At 49.8% G+C, this 14,859-nt stretch carries 14 protein-coding genes and 1 pseudogene; 7 read left to right on the top strand and 8 right to left on the bottom strand.

Annotated features, from left to right (window positions below; all coding sequences use genetic code 11):
- Positions 1–716: 716 nt before the first annotated feature.
- From OGY68_RS16285 to OGY68_RS16270, 4 genes are all read right to left on the bottom strand, one after another.
- Complete coding sequence (locus OGY68_RS16285) at positions 717–1,571, bottom strand: aldo/keto reductase (RefSeq protein ID WP_286617261.1); 855 nt, start codon at positions 1,569–1,571, stop codon at positions 717–719.
- A gap of 179 nt (positions 1,572–1,750) precedes the next feature.
- Entirely contained in the window at positions 1,751–2,101 is a 351-nt protein-coding gene (locus OGY68_RS16280; RefSeq protein ID WP_057069262.1) for a hypothetical protein, read from the bottom strand.
- Between the two features lie 10 nt (positions 2,102–2,111).
- Positions 2,112–2,354 carry a hypothetical protein gene (locus OGY68_RS16275; protein ID WP_032941787.1) on the bottom strand — a complete coding sequence of 81 codons (243 nt, stop codon included), beginning with the start codon at positions 2,352–2,354 and terminating at the stop codon, positions 2,112–2,114.
- A gap of 580 nt (positions 2,355–2,934) precedes the next feature.
- Positions 2,935–3,681, bottom strand: a complete 747-nt coding sequence (locus OGY68_RS16270) for a MipA/OmpV family protein (protein ID WP_032943108.1) — start codon at positions 3,679–3,681, stop codon at positions 2,935–2,937.
- 433 nt (positions 3,682–4,114) lie between these two features.
- Between OGY68_RS16270 and yeaG the strand changes: the two genes are divergently transcribed.
- On the top strand, positions 4,115–6,049 hold the full coding sequence (yeaG, locus tag OGY68_RS16265) for a protein kinase YeaG (RefSeq protein ID WP_003030707.1): 1,935 nt from the start codon (positions 4,115–4,117) through the stop codon (positions 6,047–6,049).
- A 121-nt stretch (positions 6,050–6,170) separates the two neighbouring features.
- The gene (locus tag OGY68_RS16260; RefSeq protein WP_008784519.1) at positions 6,171–7,454 is read left to right on the top strand and encodes a YeaH/YhbH family protein; all 1,284 of its coding nucleotides are present in this window, start codon (positions 6,171–6,173) and stop codon (positions 7,452–7,454) included.
- A gap of 94 nt (positions 7,455–7,548) precedes the next feature.
- On the opposite strand, the gene OGY68_RS16255 is transcribed toward OGY68_RS16260, so the two are convergent.
- On the bottom strand, positions 7,549–8,319 hold the full coding sequence (locus OGY68_RS16255; RefSeq protein ID WP_008784518.1) for a class I SAM-dependent methyltransferase: 771 nt from the start codon (positions 8,317–8,319) through the stop codon (positions 7,549–7,551).
- A 164-nt stretch (positions 8,320–8,483) separates the two neighbouring features.
- On the opposite strand from OGY68_RS16255, the gene dgcJ reads away from it, so the two are divergent.
- The 3 genes from dgcJ to OGY68_RS16240 all read left to right on the top strand — a co-directional run bounded on the left by dgcJ (position 8,484) and on the right by OGY68_RS16240 (position 11,107).
- The gene (gene dgcJ, locus OGY68_RS16250; RefSeq protein ID WP_057068581.1) at positions 8,484–9,974 is read left to right on the top strand and encodes a diguanylate cyclase DgcJ; all 1,491 of its coding nucleotides are present in this window, start codon (positions 8,484–8,486) and stop codon (positions 9,972–9,974) included.
- 44 nt (positions 9,975–10,018) lie between these two features.
- A complete protein-coding gene (locus OGY68_RS16245) occupies positions 10,019–10,522 on the top strand; it encodes a YbaK/prolyl-tRNA synthetase associated domain-containing protein (protein ID WP_057068583.1) in 504 nt (167 codons plus the stop codon).
- A gap of 138 nt (positions 10,523–10,660) precedes the next feature.
- Positions 10,661–11,107, top strand: coding sequence for a DUF441 domain-containing protein (locus OGY68_RS16240; protein WP_003832453.1), 447 nt, complete (start codon positions 10,661–10,663; stop codon positions 11,105–11,107).
- On the opposite strand, the pseudogene OGY68_RS16235 reads toward OGY68_RS16240, so the two are convergent.
- A pseudogene (locus OGY68_RS16235) lies at positions 11,084–11,882 on the bottom strand (AraC family transcriptional regulator). The gene OGY68_RS16240 and the pseudogene OGY68_RS16235 sit on opposite strands and share 24 nt — an antisense overlap.
- A 99-nt stretch (positions 11,883–11,981) precedes the next feature.
- Here OGY68_RS16235 and OGY68_RS16230 point away from each other — a divergent pair.
- Positions 11,982–13,169 (top strand): CynX/NimT family MFS transporter, encoded by a 1,188-nt coding sequence (locus OGY68_RS16230; protein WP_032943103.1) that lies wholly within the window; start codon positions 11,982–11,984, stop codon positions 13,167–13,169.
- 37 nt (positions 13,170–13,206) lie between these two features.
- Here OGY68_RS16230 and OGY68_RS16225 read toward each other — a convergent pair whose 3' ends face one another.
- Positions 13,207–13,914, bottom strand: coding sequence for a CTP synthase C-terminal region-related (seleno)protein (locus OGY68_RS16225; protein WP_020996459.1), 708 nt, complete (start codon positions 13,912–13,914; stop codon positions 13,207–13,209).
- A 198-nt stretch (positions 13,915–14,112) separates the two neighbouring features.
- Between OGY68_RS16225 and OGY68_RS16220 the strand changes: the two genes are divergently transcribed.
- Positions 14,113–14,460, top strand: a complete 348-nt coding sequence (locus tag OGY68_RS16220) for a DUF488 domain-containing protein (RefSeq protein WP_003832445.1) — start codon at positions 14,113–14,115, stop codon at positions 14,458–14,460.
- A gap of 7 nt (positions 14,461–14,467) precedes the next feature.
- On the opposite strand, the gene OGY68_RS16215 is transcribed toward OGY68_RS16220, so the two are convergent.
- Positions 14,468–14,716 carry a putative hemolysin gene (locus OGY68_RS16215; protein ID WP_032943102.1) on the bottom strand — a complete coding sequence of 83 codons (249 nt, stop codon included), beginning with the start codon at positions 14,714–14,716 and terminating at the stop codon, positions 14,468–14,470.
- Between the last annotated feature and the right edge of the window lie 143 nt (positions 14,717–14,859).

The following is a 14,859-nucleotide window of genomic DNA, read 5'->3' as shown; positions in this document are numbered from 1 at the left end:
CCTTATCCGGCCTACAAACTACACGCAGCCGCAGGCCTGATAAGCACAGCGCCATCAGGCAGTTACACGTCCCCATGCCGAATGCGGCTAACGCCTTATCCGGCCTACAAACTACACGCAGCCGCAGGCCTGATAAGCACAGCGCCATCAGGCAGTTACACGTCCCCATGCCGGATGCGGCTAATGCCTTATCCGGACTGCAAACTACACGCAGCCGCAGGCCTGATAAGCACAGCGCATCAGGCAGTTACACGTCCCCATGCCGGATGCGGCTAACGCCTTATCCGGCCTACAAACTACATACAGCCGTAGGCCTGATAAGTGCGGCGCCATCAGGCAGTTACACGTCCCCATGCCGGATGCGGCTAACGCCTTATCCGGCCTACAAACTACATACAGCCGTAGGCCTGATAAGCACAGCGCCATCAGGCAGTTCCGCGCACCGTGCCGGATGCGGCTAATGCCTTATCCGGCCTACAAACTACATGCAGCCGTAGGCCTGATAAGTGCAGCGCCATCAGGCAGTTCCGCGCACCGTGCCGGATGCGGCTAACGCCTTATCCGGCCTACAAACTACATGCAGCCGTAGGCCTGATAAGCACAGCGCATCAGGCAGTTCCGCGCACCGTGCCGGATGCGGCTAATGCCTCATCCGGCCTACAAACTACATGCAGCCATAGGCCTGATAAGCTGCGGGAACATCGGCATTTGGCAAATCAGGCCATATCCAGCGCGGTTTTACCGTTTGGCGCCGGATACGCCTTATCTAACTGCTTCAACTCATCTACAGAGAGCATTATCCCCAGCGCGGCGGCATTTTGTTCGACATGCGCTACGCTTGCGGCTTTCGGGATGGCTATTACACCCGACTGACGAATCACCCATGCCAGCAAAATCTGCGCAGCGCTAACATTGTGCGCACGCGCGATGTCATTCACCACAGAGTTAGAAAGCAAATCTCCACGCAGTCGTCCCGCCTGAGCCAGCGGACTGTATGCCATGACCGGCATCTGCTGCTGCTGGCACCACAGCAGTAAATCATATTCAATACCGCGCGAGGCTAAATGATAAAGCACCTGGTTAGTTGCGCACTCTCGTCCACCGGGTACCTGCCATAACGCCTGCATATCATCATAATCGAGATTTGAGACGCCCCAACGGCGGATTTTCCCCTGCGCAATCAGTGTTTCCATGGCATCGATGGTCTCTGCAAATGAAAAATCGCCCATCCAGTGCAGCAAATAGAGATCCAGATAATCAGTTTTCAGTCGACGCAGGCTCGCTTCGCAGGCGGCAATGGCTTTCTGTCCACCGGCATTCCATGGGTAAACTTTCGAGACTAAAAAAGCGCTATCACGCCGTCCCGTTAATGCTTCACCCACCACCTCTTCCGCTGCACCATCAGCGTACATTTCTGCGGTATCAATCAATCGCAGGCCGAGATCCAGTCCGGCCTGCAGCGCAGACACTTCATCCCGGCGTCGGCATGGATCCTCGCCCATGTACCATGTTCCCTGCCCAATAGCAGGAAGCGATACCTGGTTTGTAAACGTCACCTGTTTCGCTGTCATCGCACCCTCCTGTGTTAATGCACCACAGTAAAGCAAAACAACGTGCATGTGTCCTGTTAGGGTGCACAAATTGCACCATTATGGATTGGAAACCGATCGTTAAGGCGAGCGAAATAAAAAGCCCGGGAACAGCAAATGTTCCCGGGCCGAAAAAATACAAAATCTTATCTACGAAGTGGTTATTTCAACCGACCCAAATATTTTCCCTCTTTCATAGCGTTGATTTTTCCGTTGTTATAGACGATGACGGAAATCAAACCTGCGCTATAAGACTGAGCTTCAGCACTATTCTCATCATTTGCCGCAGGTTTGCCATTAATATAAGCAATGCCATCAGCACCACGTTTAAAGTCCACTCCAAGTTTATTCACATGCACGGGCGTGATTTTACTGGCGTGTACCGGGGCATTCGTGTCACTGACCATGGTTTTATGTTCATGCTGTAACTGTTGACGATAAGCCTCACTGATGGCATACGCAGGCGCAGCAGAGGAAGCCACCAGAGCAGCGATAATAATTAATTTCTTCATTAGTTAAACCTTAATATTTATCGTGTTTGTGGTGGTGACTGGAATTTGTATCATTTGTGCCATACAAGTTTTGCGCATTTTCCATAGCCTGTTTTTCAGCGGCAGCATTGATTGTCGCCTGACGGTTTTGCTCCGCAACATAACAGGCATCACGGCTCACACCCTTGCTTTCGCAAGCATTCATGCGTGAAGCCTCGGAGGAACAACCAGCCAGAATCCCGCCCATCACAGCTATCATGATTAACTTTTTCATTATATATACCAGGTTTATTCTCAAAAAATCCACATGGCGCATTATATTTAATGCTATGAAGAGTTGCTGTCGATACTTTAAAGTTTAATTAATATCTGCAATGGAATATTTAATGTCAATTTTAATTTTTTCAGATAAATACCTAAAGATGTAAAATTAAAATCAATTCATTAATTTTTGTTTTTTCACATGAAAGTTAACTTTCGCCATGAGATAAACATGCTAAAAGAGTTATGAATAATTTTCATTGTGCTTAACAATAAGAAAACAACGCTTACCTCGATCATAAACCCTAGTATTATCAACGCATTGTATAGCTACAAACCATTACCTCATGACAATGACTTGCTAAACCTTCACGACTATATTTCATTCAAAAATGAATAGATAACAGGCTAATAAAATAGCAGGTTTATTTTTAGTAACAGCGACAGGAATAATACGTTAAAAATTCGTTGTCGCCTGACAGAATGCCAAAACAGCACAAAAAATCAAATCTCATGTTTTAGATCAATATTCATCTCCGTCACGCACAAAAAAGCCCGCACTGATGCGGGCTAGTGCTTGACGCGCAGTAGCATCAGAACTTGTAAGTTACACCCACCGAGAAGATGCCAGACCAGGACTTATCGACCATCGGGCTGTCTTTCACTTCATCACTCAAACGCACATAACGGCCAGTGCCGTATACGTTCCAGTTTCCAATGAAGTTATAGCTCGCGGTCAACTCCAGGTACGGATCCCATCCATCGTCAGCGTTGTAGCTTTTCAGACCACTGCGGCGAGACTCGTGATTGGACACGCCATAATAATAGTCGTTGTAGTTTTCGCTGCTGTACTGCACACCGATACCCGGCGTCAGAGTCAGCCCACCATTAGTGTAACGGTAGAGCCAGGCCAGATCCCAGATAAAGCCGTTGCTGTTATCCAGAGTATCACCCGCCAGTGCAGTACGCAGGAAACCATACTGGGTGTTATGTACATACGAAAGGCCAGCCATCATACTGCTTTTACGCTTGTCGAGTTGGCGCAAAGCATGGCTATCGCTATCACCTGGCTTGAAATGCGTCGGATCATAGTACGCCATGATGGAAAGCTTATCTGTCGTATCATTCCACAAATAGTAACCGCCACCCAAGCCGTGGAACCAGACATTATCGCCTTCATAGGTGACAACCGGAACAGGGTAAACATCGCGGTCATACTGTTTGTACGGGCTGTTAATCACGCCGACACCCGCGCCAACAGTCCACTGACTTTCCGCCTGTGCGGTGCTAACTGCGGTTGCGGCAAGGACGCCAAGTGCCAGAAGTTTGAGTTTGGTCACAATCCATAATTCCTTATTCAAATGTGTAGCGGTCAAAGTGTAACCGCCAATACGCTTCAGCCCAACTATTTTACGTATTCGCCCCAGAATGTAACCCCCTAATTTCTCAGCAAGTGATGACATTTTGCTTGCAGGACGGTGAACACCGCATGAATCCCGCTCCAATTCTTTACATAAGATGTGCTTTTTTTGCTGATGAGTTATTGATATGCCATTGAAATTCATTTGCGCACACAGGCAAGTTTTGCAAATGCCATCTACGCTTAATTTTAGAAGGTGTATCACCGAATACGTTGATCTCCTGACCACTAAAATGGCATGAGAGTTGCTTATTTCTTCAGCAACGACGTCGTTCAGTTTACCTCTTCAGGGGCCTCTACTATTCATATGAACGGCTCTTAACATGTGCTAAAAAACGAAAGGACGGCATACCATGAATATATTCGATCACTATCGCCAGCGTTATGAAGCTGCCAAGGACGAAGAGTTCACGCTGCAGGAGTTTCTTACCACTTGTCGGCAAGATCGCAGTGCTTATGCCAACGCGGCAGAGCGGCTATTAATGGCTATTGGTGAGCCTGTCATGGTCGACACTGCCCACGAACCTCGACTTTCTCGACTCTTTTCGAATCGGGTAATTGCACGCTATCCCGCCTTTGAAGAGTTTTACGGCATGGAAGACGCCATTGAGCAAATTGTTTCTTATTTGAAACATGCGGCTCAGGGTCTGGAAGAGAAGAAGCAGATTCTGTATCTGCTGGGGCCTGTGGGAGGGGGGAAATCATCTCTTGCTGAGCGGCTGAAGTCGCTGATGCAGAGAGTACCAATTTATGTCCTGAGTGCTAATGGCGAACGTAGCCCGGTCAACGATCATCCGTTATGCCTGTTTAATCCGCAGGAAGACGCGCAGATCCTGGAAAAAGAGTATGGGATCCCGCGTCGCTATCTCGGTACGATCATGTCGCCCTGGGCTGCGAAACGTCTGCACGATTTTGGCGGGGACATTACAAAATTCCGCGTCGTCAAAGTCTGGCCGTCTATTCTGGAGCAGATCGCAATCGCCAAAACGGAGCCTGGTGATGAAAACAACCAGGATATTTCTGCGTTGGTCGGGAAAGTGGATATTCGTAAACTCGAACACCACGCCCAGAACGATCCTGATGCCTACGGTTATTCGGGTGCACTGTGTCGTTCAAACCAGGGGATTATGGAATTCGTTGAGATGTTTAAAGCACCGATTAAAGTGCTACATCCTCTGCTGACCGCCACCCAGGAAGGAAACTACAACGGGACAGAAGGTATCTCTGCCCTGCCGTTTAACGGGATTATTCTTGCCCACTCGAACGAGTCCGAATGGGTAACGTTCCGTAATAACAAAAACAATGAGGCGTTTCTTGACCGTGTTTACATCGTCAAAGTGCCTTATTGCCTGCGTATCTCTGAAGAGATCAAAATTTACGAAAAACTGCTTAACCACAGTGAGCTGACCCATGCGCCTTGCGCACCGGGCACGCTGGAAACGCTCTCTCGCTTTACCATTCTTTCTCGCCTGAAAGAACCTGAGAACTCGAGCATTTACTCGAAGATGCGCGTTTACGATGGCGAAAGCCTGAAAGATACCGATCCGAAAGCGAAATCCTATCAGGAGTATCGGGATTACGCCGGGGTTGATGAGGGAATGAACGGTCTGTCCACGCGTTTCGCGTTTAAGATCCTCTCTCGCGTCTTTAACTTTGACCATGCCGAAGTGGCAGCTAACCCGGTACATCTGTTTTACGTACTGGAGCAACAAATCGAACGTGAACAGTTCCCGCAGGAGCAAGCTGAGCGTTATCTTGAGTTCCTGAAAGGCTATTTGATCCCGAAATATGCTGAATTCATCGGCAAAGAGATCCAGACGGCTTATCTCGAATCCTATTCCGAATACGGACAGAACATTTTCGACCGTTATGTCACATACGCGGATTTCTGGATTCAGGATCAGGAGTATCGCGACCCGGATACCGGTCAGCTGTTTGACCGCGAGTCGCTGAACTCAGAACTGGAGAAAATTGAAAAACCGGCGGGTATCAGTAACCCGAAAGATTTCCGTAACGAGATCGTCAACTTTGTTCTGCGTGCCAGAGCGAATAACAGCGGTCGCAATCCAAACTGGACCAGTTACGAAAAACTGCGCACGGTTATTGAGAAGAAAATGTTCTCCAATACCGAGGAGCTGCTGCCGGTCATTTCGTTCAATGCTAAAACCTCGACTGACGAGCAGAAAAAACACGACGATTTCGTCGACCGTATGATGGAAAAAGGCTACACGCGTAAACAGGTGCGTTTACTGTGCGAATGGTATTTGCGCGTACGTAAATCGTCTTAACATAAGTGCCCGGTGGCGCATGCGCTTACCGGGCTTGCAAAACAATGTTCCGTAGGCCGGATAGCGCCAGCGCCATCCGGCACTTACAGACATGGCGAACAGTTGGCAGTACGGGGGGCTTATGACCTGGTTTATTGACCGGCGTCTTAACGGCAAAAACAAGAGCACGGTAAACCGCCAGCGCTTCTTACGCCGTTATAAATCGCAAATTAAACAGTCGATCTCCGAGGCCATTAACAAGCGTTCGGTGACTGATGTGGATAGCGGCGAATCTGTCTCTATTCCGACTGATGATATTAGCGAACCAATGTTTCATCAGGGACGTGGTGGCCTGCGCCATCGCGTGCATCCGGGTAATGACCATTTTGTGCAGAATGACCGCATTGAACGCCCACAGGGCGGCGGTGGCGGTTCAGGAAGCGGACAAGGCCAGGCCAGCCAGGATGGTGAGGGTCAGGATGAGTTCGTCTTTCAGATCTCTAAAGATGAATATCTCGATCTGTTGTTCGAAGATTTAGCACTTCCTAACCTGAAGCAGAATCAGCAGCGTCAGCTAACGGAGTACAAAACGCACCGGGCAGGTTTTACCTCTAACGGTGTGCCTGCCAACATCAGCGTGGTGCGATCCCTGCAAAACTCACTGGCGCGCCGCACGGCGATGACAGCGGGTAAGCGTCGCGAACTGCATGCTCTCGAAGCGGATCTGGAAACCATCGCGAAAAGCGAACCAGCACAGTTGCTGGAAGAGGAACGGTTACGCAAAGAGATTGCCGAACTACGGGCAAAAATCGAACGCGTGCCATTTATCGACACCTTTGATTTACGCTACAAGAATTATGAAAAACGCCCCGACCCTTCCAGCCAGGCGGTAATGTTCTGCCTGATGGACGTTTCTGGTTCAATGGATCAGTCGACCAAAGATATGGCTAAACGTTTTTATATCCTGCTGTATCTGTTCTTAAGCCGGACCTATAAGAACGTGGAGGTGGTTTATATTCGCCACCATACCCAGGCGAAAGAAGTGGATGAGCATGAGTTCTTCTACTCTCAGGAAACCGGTGGAACCATTGTCTCCAGTGCGCTTAAGTTAATGGATGAAGTGGTGAAAGAGCGCTACAACCCTGCCCAGTGGAACATCTATGCTGCACAGGCATCGGACGGTGATAACTGGGCTGATGATTCACCGCTGTGTCATGAGATTTTGGCGAAAAAACTGCTGCCAGTGGTCCGCTATTACAGCTATATCGAAATCACTCGCCGCGCTCACCAAACCTTGTGGCGTGAATACGAACATCTGCAATCAACTTTTGATAACTTTGCGATGCAACATATTCGCGACCAGGATGATATTTACCCGGTATTCCGCGAACTGTTTCATAAACAAAGTACGACCAGCAATAGTTAACCACCTAAACAAATCAGCCAGAGGTTATCTTCTCTGGCTGATTTTTTACGGGTGCTGTTTTTTCATCTTATCAATATTCATCCGTTTATCCTTTTTATTTTCCCTTTACAGAGCAGCAGGCAATGTAATTGAGTTGATGACGTTGCGAACGGAAGAAGCGAAACATTTTCAGGAAACGACGACGATTTTCGCTCGTTCGTAAGCCGTTAAACACAATTTTTACCGCCCCCGTAAGCCCTTCATCACGAACTAATCCGCGCGGCGACATCAGCGACATGTTGCCATTCTGCTGCAGGACCTGTTCGAACCCGCAGTTAAGAAACAAATCACGCCAGCCTTGTCTGGTCATTGGGCTAACGTTTGATTTCACCACATCGACAAGCTGGCCCTGATCGCCCGCGCCCAGTTTTTGGGCGGTGAACATAATATCGTGGGTGAGCAGACGCCCACCGGGCTTCAACACGCGATAATATTCGGCAATTAACTTCGCCTTCGCTTTATCGGCATACATTGTCAGCATGGCTTCGTTAATCACAACATCGAAACTGTTATCCGCAAAAGGAAGAGTGTTGGCGTTAGCAGCCATCACATGAATATGATTTTCCAGACCATTTGCCGCTACGTTATTCCTTGCATTTGACAGTGCGGTTTTATCCATATCAATGGCGTATACGGTACAGCCATAGCGTTGAACTAACTCTATCGCCGTTGTGGCCATGTTGCACGCCACTTCAAGTACCTGGCTGCCGGGCGTCAGCTGTGACTGGCTAAACAACCATTCTGTTGCTTCAACACCGCCCGGACGCAGACGGGTTTTGCCCAGGCTGGCTAAAAATGTATGACCCGCTTTTTCAGTCGCGCTCATTGGCCTGTCTCCTTTTTATAAGTTGCATTATAAATACAACATTAAGAGTTAAAGGTGAAGTACGCGAATGATTTTTATTTCAAAATGTCCTTTCCCGTAGCGTTAGAGCGGATGTATGCCGTGTGATAGACTGAAGTATCAGACTTACAGGGCTGTAAATCATTATGAAATTGCATCATAAAGCGCTCAGGATCTTTATCTCCGTCAGCGTAATTGTTTTGACATCTTCTTTTTTGGTTTATGAGCTCATTGCTAGTGATAAAGCAATGAATGCGTACATGCGCTATATCAATGAGAAAGCCGACTCCTCGTTTCTCTATGATAAGTACACAAATCAGAGCATCGCAGCCCATCTGATGCGCACATTTTCATCCCCTCAGGGGCCTGCTTCTCTCGAACAGCAAAAAGTACTTTGCAACGCTTTCGATAGCGTTAACGGCACTCATGGGCTCAATCTCACTAAGCGCAACTATCTGCCATTACACGGTACGTTGCAGACCACCTCAACAAAATGTAGCGAACAGCTTGATGACATTTTTCAGCTGCCCTCTTTTGACCGGGCGGTCAATGTTAATCGCCAGCAGAAAGATTACGGTCAGGGATTAGGGACGCTGGAGTATAAATTTCGATATTACGTCGATCTCAAAAATAACTACGTTTATTTCTATGATGTGATCGACTCGCGGAAATTTGCGATACACAACTGGTCGTTTTTGCAAAAAGGTACGTTGGGGATCGACCAGAATGATATTGACGGTATTTTTACTGGCCGCACGGTGATCTCCAGTATTTATGAAGATAACCTGACCGAGAAAAAGGTGATGAGCTTTTTAACACCGGTTTACTACGCCAATAAGCTAAAAGGCGTGGTGATGGTGGATATTAATAAAGAGAATTTACAGAATATTTTCTATACCAGCGACCGCCCTCTCGTCTGGCGTTATCTTAACGTAACGGTCTCTGACACCAGTTCAGGTAAAGAGATCCTCGTTCACAAAAGTGAAACCGATCTGTTCCGCTATGTTCACTATGAGAAGGACATACCTGGCGGTATACGTATCACCCTCTCACTTGATGTTATGTACTTTATTGTCTCGTCCTGGAAGATATTCGCCTTCTATCTACTGGCAACGATATTGCTGCTGAATATGGTCAGAACGCATTTTCGCTTGTATCACAACGTCACACGGGAAAATGTCAGTGATGCGATGACAGGGCTCTACAACCGTAAAATTTTAACGCCAGCGCTTGAGCAGCGTTTGCAACAGTTGGTGAACACAGGAACGCTCGTGACCTTTATCGCCATTGATTGCGACAAACTAAAAGTTATTAATGATACGTTGGGGCATAAGGAAGGCGATCGCATTATCACCATTTTGGCCAAAGCTATTCAAACGTCCATTCGCAAAAGCGACTATGCCATCCGCCTCGGCGGCGATGAGTTTTGCATTATCCTCATCGATCACCCCAGTGAATTAACGCCCCGCCTGCTGGAGAGGATTCGTTATAACTTACAAATTATTGCGCAAGATAGATCAATCAGCTTCTCTGTCGGGATTTATAATATGCAGCCAAACGACACCATTGATGATGCCTACAAAGCATCTGATGCACAGCTCTACCTGAACAAACAGAAAAAACGCACCGATGCGTAATTATTTTTCTGACAGGATTTTCATTGTTGTACCAGGAGTAAGTCATGACGGAAGTAAACAAAGGTAACGCAACGCACCAGCGTTTAATCTCCCTGTTGTCAGAACACGGTGCGACCTACCGCATAGTCAGCCATGAAGCCGTAGGCAAATGTGAAGCTGTCTCTGAAATTCGCGGTACCGCACTGGGTCAGGGTGCAAAAGCGCTGGTCTGCAAAGTAAAAGGCAACGGCGTCAATCAGCATGTTCTGGCGATCCTCTCTGCCGATCAGCAGGCCGACCTGAGCCTGTTAGCTAGCCATATTGGCGGGTTGAGAGCGTCACTTGCCAGCCCGGCGGAGGTAGATGAACTAACAGGCTGCGTATTTGGCGCTATCCCACCGTTCAGTTTTCATCCGAACCTCAAGCTGGTCGCCGACCCGCTGTTGTTTGAGCGTTTTAATGAAATTGCGTTCAATGCCGGAATGCTGGAAAAATCCGTGATCATGGATACCGCAGATTACCTGCGCATCGCGCAACCGGAATTAATCCCGTTCCGCAGAGAACAATAACTGCACAAGTTAGCAGTAAAAAACATCGCTTCGTGCGTTAGCCCAAAAAAAATTATAATCATTAAAAAAAGCCTGTTCGGTCACGCATTTACGCGTACAGTAAGCAGGCTTATTTTTTCTTTTGGCAAGGAAACTACGATGTTTGATGTCACTCTGCTGATCCTGCTCGGACTGGCAGCTCTGGGCTTTGTCAGCCACAACACCACTGTCGCTGTTTCAATTCTGGTGCTGATTATTGTCCGTGTTACCCCTCTGAATACCTTCTTTCCCTGGATTGAAAAACAGGGCCTGACCGTCGGGATTATAATTCTGACCATTGGCGTCATGGCGCCGATCGCCAGCGGAACGCTACCGCCCTCCACGCTCATCCACTCCTTTGTGAACTGGAAATCACTGGTTGCTATTGCCGTTGGGGTATTTGTCTCCTGGCTTGGCGGACGCGGCGTTACGCTAATGGGCAGCCAGCCTCAGCTTGTTGCTGGTTTACTGGTGGGCACGGTACTGGGCGTGGCGCTGTTTCGCGGTGTGCCAGTGGGGCCGCTTATTGCGGCAGGTCTGGTCTCATTGATTGTTGGGAAGCAGTAGCCAGCCCGTTCAGGTAACGGCCTGGTGTCTGTCCCAGGCCTTTTTTGAACATAGTGATAAATGCCGTGGTCGAATCGTACCCGAGCATTTGCGCGACCTGTTGTACATTGCGACCATCAATTAACGCCTGCAGCGCCAGAATCAGCTGGAGCTGGTGACGCCAGCGCCGAAAACTCAACCCCGTTTCTTTGACGACCAGGCGAGCAAGGTTACGTTCACTCATCGCAAATACGCTGGCCCATTGCCCCAACGTCTGCCATTGTGCGGGCTCTCTCGCCATCGTTGCGACCATTCTGCGAATTTTCGGGTGATCGGAAACCGGCAACTGCATTTGCTGCTGGGGTTGCTGCGGCAGTTCATCAAACAACACTTGCGTCAGCCGCTGGGTTGCCGGCTCCAGCCGTTGGGCATCCGTTTTGGATGCCAGCGCCAGAATAAGCTCCCGGCACAACGGAGCAATTTTCAGCGTGCAGCAACGATCGGGCATCACAACGGCCTGCGGCTCAATAAACAAAAAGCACAATTGTGCGCCAACGGTAACGTGGTTGCTGTGTGGAATTTCACCGGGGATCCACACCGCATATTGCGGGGGCACCATCCACATAGCATTCTCAACCTCACAGGTGATCGCGCCATGCAACGCCAGAATCAACTGGCCTTTACGGTGCTGATGCAGCGGACTGAAAAGTTCATCTTCCCGGGCCTGAATACAAAACGCCACCGCCGCATCGTGGTGAAGATCGGGTTCGTATCCATCCAGCCTCAGTCCTAACATAAAAATGTCCGATTTAAGCGATAAACTGTCATTTTAGCTTGATTCATCCATTGAGTAAAAACGCTAAGGTATCGCCTCGCCTGACGATATGAGAAAAAAATGACAAATACACCTTCCTCCCGTGGCAAGAACGCAGCGTTGCTGATCGCGGGGATCCTGATGATTGCCACCACATTGCGCGTCACCTTTACCGGTGCAGCCCCGTTGCTGGATGCAATTCGCGCCGACTACGGTCTGAGCACCGCCCAGACGGGGCTTCTGACCACCCTGCCACTGCTGGCTTTCGCACTGGTTTCACCTCTGGCTGCCGCCGTTGCGCGCCGTTGGGGTATCGAACGCAGCCTGTTTGTCGCTATGCTACTGATTTGCGCGGGTATTGCGATACGTTCTCTGCCCTCACCAGGGTTCCTGTTTAGCGGCACCGCTATCATTGGTTGCGGAATCGCATTGGGAAATGTGCTTTTACCCGGACTGATTAAGCGTGATTTTGCTCAGCATGTGGCGAAACTCACTGGCGCATACTCGCTGACCATGGGCGCAGCAGCGGCACTGGGTTCCGCCATTGTGGTACCGCTGGCGTTGAACGGGTTTGGCTGGCGCGGTGCGCTGATGGTACTGATGGCCTTTCCGCTACTGGCACTGATTATCTGGTTACCCCAATGCCGCCAGATGGCCAATGCCAGCTTGAGCAGCTCGCGCGCTCTGCATTCCCGCGCGATCTGGCGCTCCAGCCTCGCCTGGCAGGTGACGCTGTTTCTGGGGATCAATTCGCTTATCTACTACGTCATCATCGGCTGGCTGCCCGCCATTTTGATCAGCCATGGCTACAGCGAGGCGCAGGCCGGTTCGCTGCATGGTTTACTGCAGCTGGCGACCGCCGCGCCGGGATTATTGATTCCTCTCGTCCTGAACAGATTTAAGGATCAGCGCGCCATCGCCGCACTGGTTTCATTAATGTGCGCCGTCGGCGCGGCGGGATTCGCCATAATGCCCGACCAGGCATTGCTATGGACCATCCTGTTTGGCTTTGGCTCAGGCGCGACGATGATTCTCGGCTTGACCTTTATTGGCCTGCGCGCAAGCTCAGCGCATCAGGCTGCTGCCCTGTCCGGCATGGCACAGTCTGTCGGATATTTACTGGCGGCCTGCGGACCACCACTGATGGGGAAAATTCACGACCTCAACGATAGCTGGCTGATTCCTCTTGGCGGGGTCGCCGTGTTAGCGATGCTGATGGCGGTATTTGGTTTGTGCGCGGGGCGCAATCGGGAGATCGCGAGCGCATAATGCACAGGGCAGGTTCGTGAACAACCTGCCCGTTTTTTTATCCGCGCGCGGCGCGCAGCATCGCCTGAACTAACGGTACGGGTTTTCCCGCCAGCGCTCCGCGTTCATGCTGAAAGAGCGTGCCAACATAAAATGGATGCGTCACCAGCTCAATGGCACGAATATCACCAGCCTCATCCCAACCGGTCACCCGAAGATCGCCGCTTTCAAGCTCGGCGGCAAAATCCTCCGATACGCCATAGTTGCAGTGATATCCCTCGGTGATAACATCCCGCCCGTAGGCTTTGGCAATCAGCGTATTGGCCCGCAGCTCAATATCATCCGTTTTTTCTACCAGCGAGCAGGTCAATGGTGCTATCACCATCCGACCCGTGGTGTCCGTCTCGGCGTGGGCGGCATCGCTCCAGCCCAGCACGTTGCGGGCGTACTCCAGAATCGCATGTTGAAAGCCGCCGCAGGTCCCCAGGAACGGGATGCTGTTTTCACGCGCGTAGCGTATCGCTATCAGCGCCCCTTCAAGATGGCGATATGGACTGCCTGGAACGACCCAGATGGCATCATAGCCAATCAAGTCCTCACTGCTGTTGATATCAGATGTAGTTAGCCAGTCATAATCAGCCACCAATTCCAGGACGGCGGCAGCATCATCGATAGCAAGGGGAATAGCCTGGTGCGCCACAATATCGGGGCTGTAATCGCCCACCAGCGCAATGCGAAGCGTATCTTTAATTGGGGAAATTTCCATTAAGCTTTCCTTGTGTCCTGACAATAAGGGACAGCATAAGGAGCCTCAGCCTACCGACTTTTTAGTGGTATCACAATCCCTTAAATTGGGAGTCAGGGCGGGCAAAATGCTATAATGGTCACGTTTTACGATCTTATTTAACCGTAATAAAGTTGATGATAAATACCTGAGCGGTAGCTGAAAGGAGCGGATGAAGAGATGAAGATTCAGTGTAAACGCGTGTATGACCCGGCAGAAAAAAGCGATGGTTATCGCGTGTTGGTCGACCGGTTGTGGCCACGCGGGATAAAAAAGACTGACCTTGCTTTCAACGAATGGAATAAAACGCTGACGCCATCCTCTGAATTGCGCAAAGCATTCCACGCAGAACTGATCGATTTTTCACACTTTTCCGAGCAATATCGCGCAGAGCTTGCCCAACAGCAGCAGGAAGGAAAGCGCCTCGCAGAGATTGCCCGACAGCAAACCTTAACGCTACTGTATGCGGCGAAGAATACCCAGCAAAACCACGCGCTGGTGCTCGCTGAATGGCTACGTCAATGCTGACCGCGTATTACTTGGCCGTTGCCGGATGATCTCTACGCCAGAGTGACCATTCATCAATTACTTCCCCGTTGGGTAGTTTGCAGTCAGACTTAACACCTTGCGGAGTCTGCACCGCAATCAGCGAGCCGCCCTTTTGTTCGCAATACACCGATGCTGGATTCGCCATGCCAACTTTCGGTGGCACAGGCGCTTCCGGTTCCGTGGTACACCCCGCCAGCACCAGCAAGCCGGGCAAAACAATAAATGCCAGTTTCATATTTACTCCTGTTTAAAACCTTATCCTGGCAGGTTACCCCGACTTTCCATCTATCTCCATATTTTCCTGCCAGCTATCCATTTTATGTTTACATTCTGAGCTGGATGGCGTGTTTCATCTTTCACCTCGATGTTCTATCATGC

This window comes from Citrobacter sp. Cpo065 (genome assembly GCF_030332805.1).
GTDB lineage: Bacteria > Pseudomonadota > Gammaproteobacteria > Enterobacterales > Enterobacteriaceae > Citrobacter > Citrobacter portucalensis.
This window is presented reverse-complemented; position numbering and strand designations above follow the sequence as displayed.

What these genes read in the sequence shown, in the direction of transcription:
- OGY68_RS16230 (WP_032943103.1), top strand. Translation starts at nt 11,982, where the DNA reads ATGACAAATACACCTTCCTCCCGTGGCAAGAACGCAGCGTTGCTGATC.
- OGY68_RS16280 (WP_057069262.1), bottom strand. Translation starts at nt 2,101, where the DNA reads ATGAAGAAATTAATTATTATCGCTGCTCTGGTGGCTTCCTCTGCTGCG.
- OGY68_RS16260 (WP_008784519.1), top strand. Translation starts at nt 6,171, where the DNA reads ATGACCTGGTTTATTGACCGGCGTCTTAACGGCAAAAACAAGAGCACG.
- OGY68_RS16225 (WP_020996459.1), bottom strand. Translation starts at nt 13,914, where the DNA reads ATGGAAATTTCCCCAATTAAAGATACGCTTCGCATTGCGCTGGTGGGC.
- OGY68_RS16255 (WP_008784518.1), bottom strand. Translation starts at nt 8,319, where the DNA reads ATGAGCGCGACTGAAAAAGCGGGTCATACATTTTTAGCCAGCCTGGGC.
- OGY68_RS16285 (WP_286617261.1), bottom strand. Translation starts at nt 1,571, where the DNA reads ATGACAGCGAAACAGGTGACGTTTACAAACCAGGTATCGCTTCCTGCT.
- OGY68_RS16215 (WP_032943102.1), bottom strand. Translation starts at nt 14,716, where the DNA reads ATGAAACTGGCATTTATTGTTTTGCCCGGCTTGCTGGTGCTGGCGGGG.
- dgcJ (WP_057068581.1), top strand. Translation starts at nt 8,484, where the DNA reads ATGAAATTGCATCATAAAGCGCTCAGGATCTTTATCTCCGTCAGCGTA.
- OGY68_RS16220 (WP_003832445.1), top strand. Translation starts at nt 14,113, where the DNA reads ATGAAGATTCAGTGTAAACGCGTGTATGACCCGGCAGAAAAAAGCGAT.
- OGY68_RS16275 (WP_032941787.1), bottom strand. Translation starts at nt 2,354, where the DNA reads ATGAAAAAGTTAATCATGATAGCTGTGATGGGCGGGATTCTGGCTGGT.
- OGY68_RS16245 (WP_057068583.1), top strand. Translation starts at nt 10,019, where the DNA reads ATGACGGAAGTAAACAAAGGTAACGCAACGCACCAGCGTTTAATCTCC.
- yeaG (WP_003030707.1), top strand. Translation starts at nt 4,115, where the DNA reads ATGAATATATTCGATCACTATCGCCAGCGTTATGAAGCTGCCAAGGAC.
- OGY68_RS16240 (WP_003832453.1), top strand. Translation starts at nt 10,661, where the DNA reads ATGTTTGATGTCACTCTGCTGATCCTGCTCGGACTGGCAGCTCTGGGC.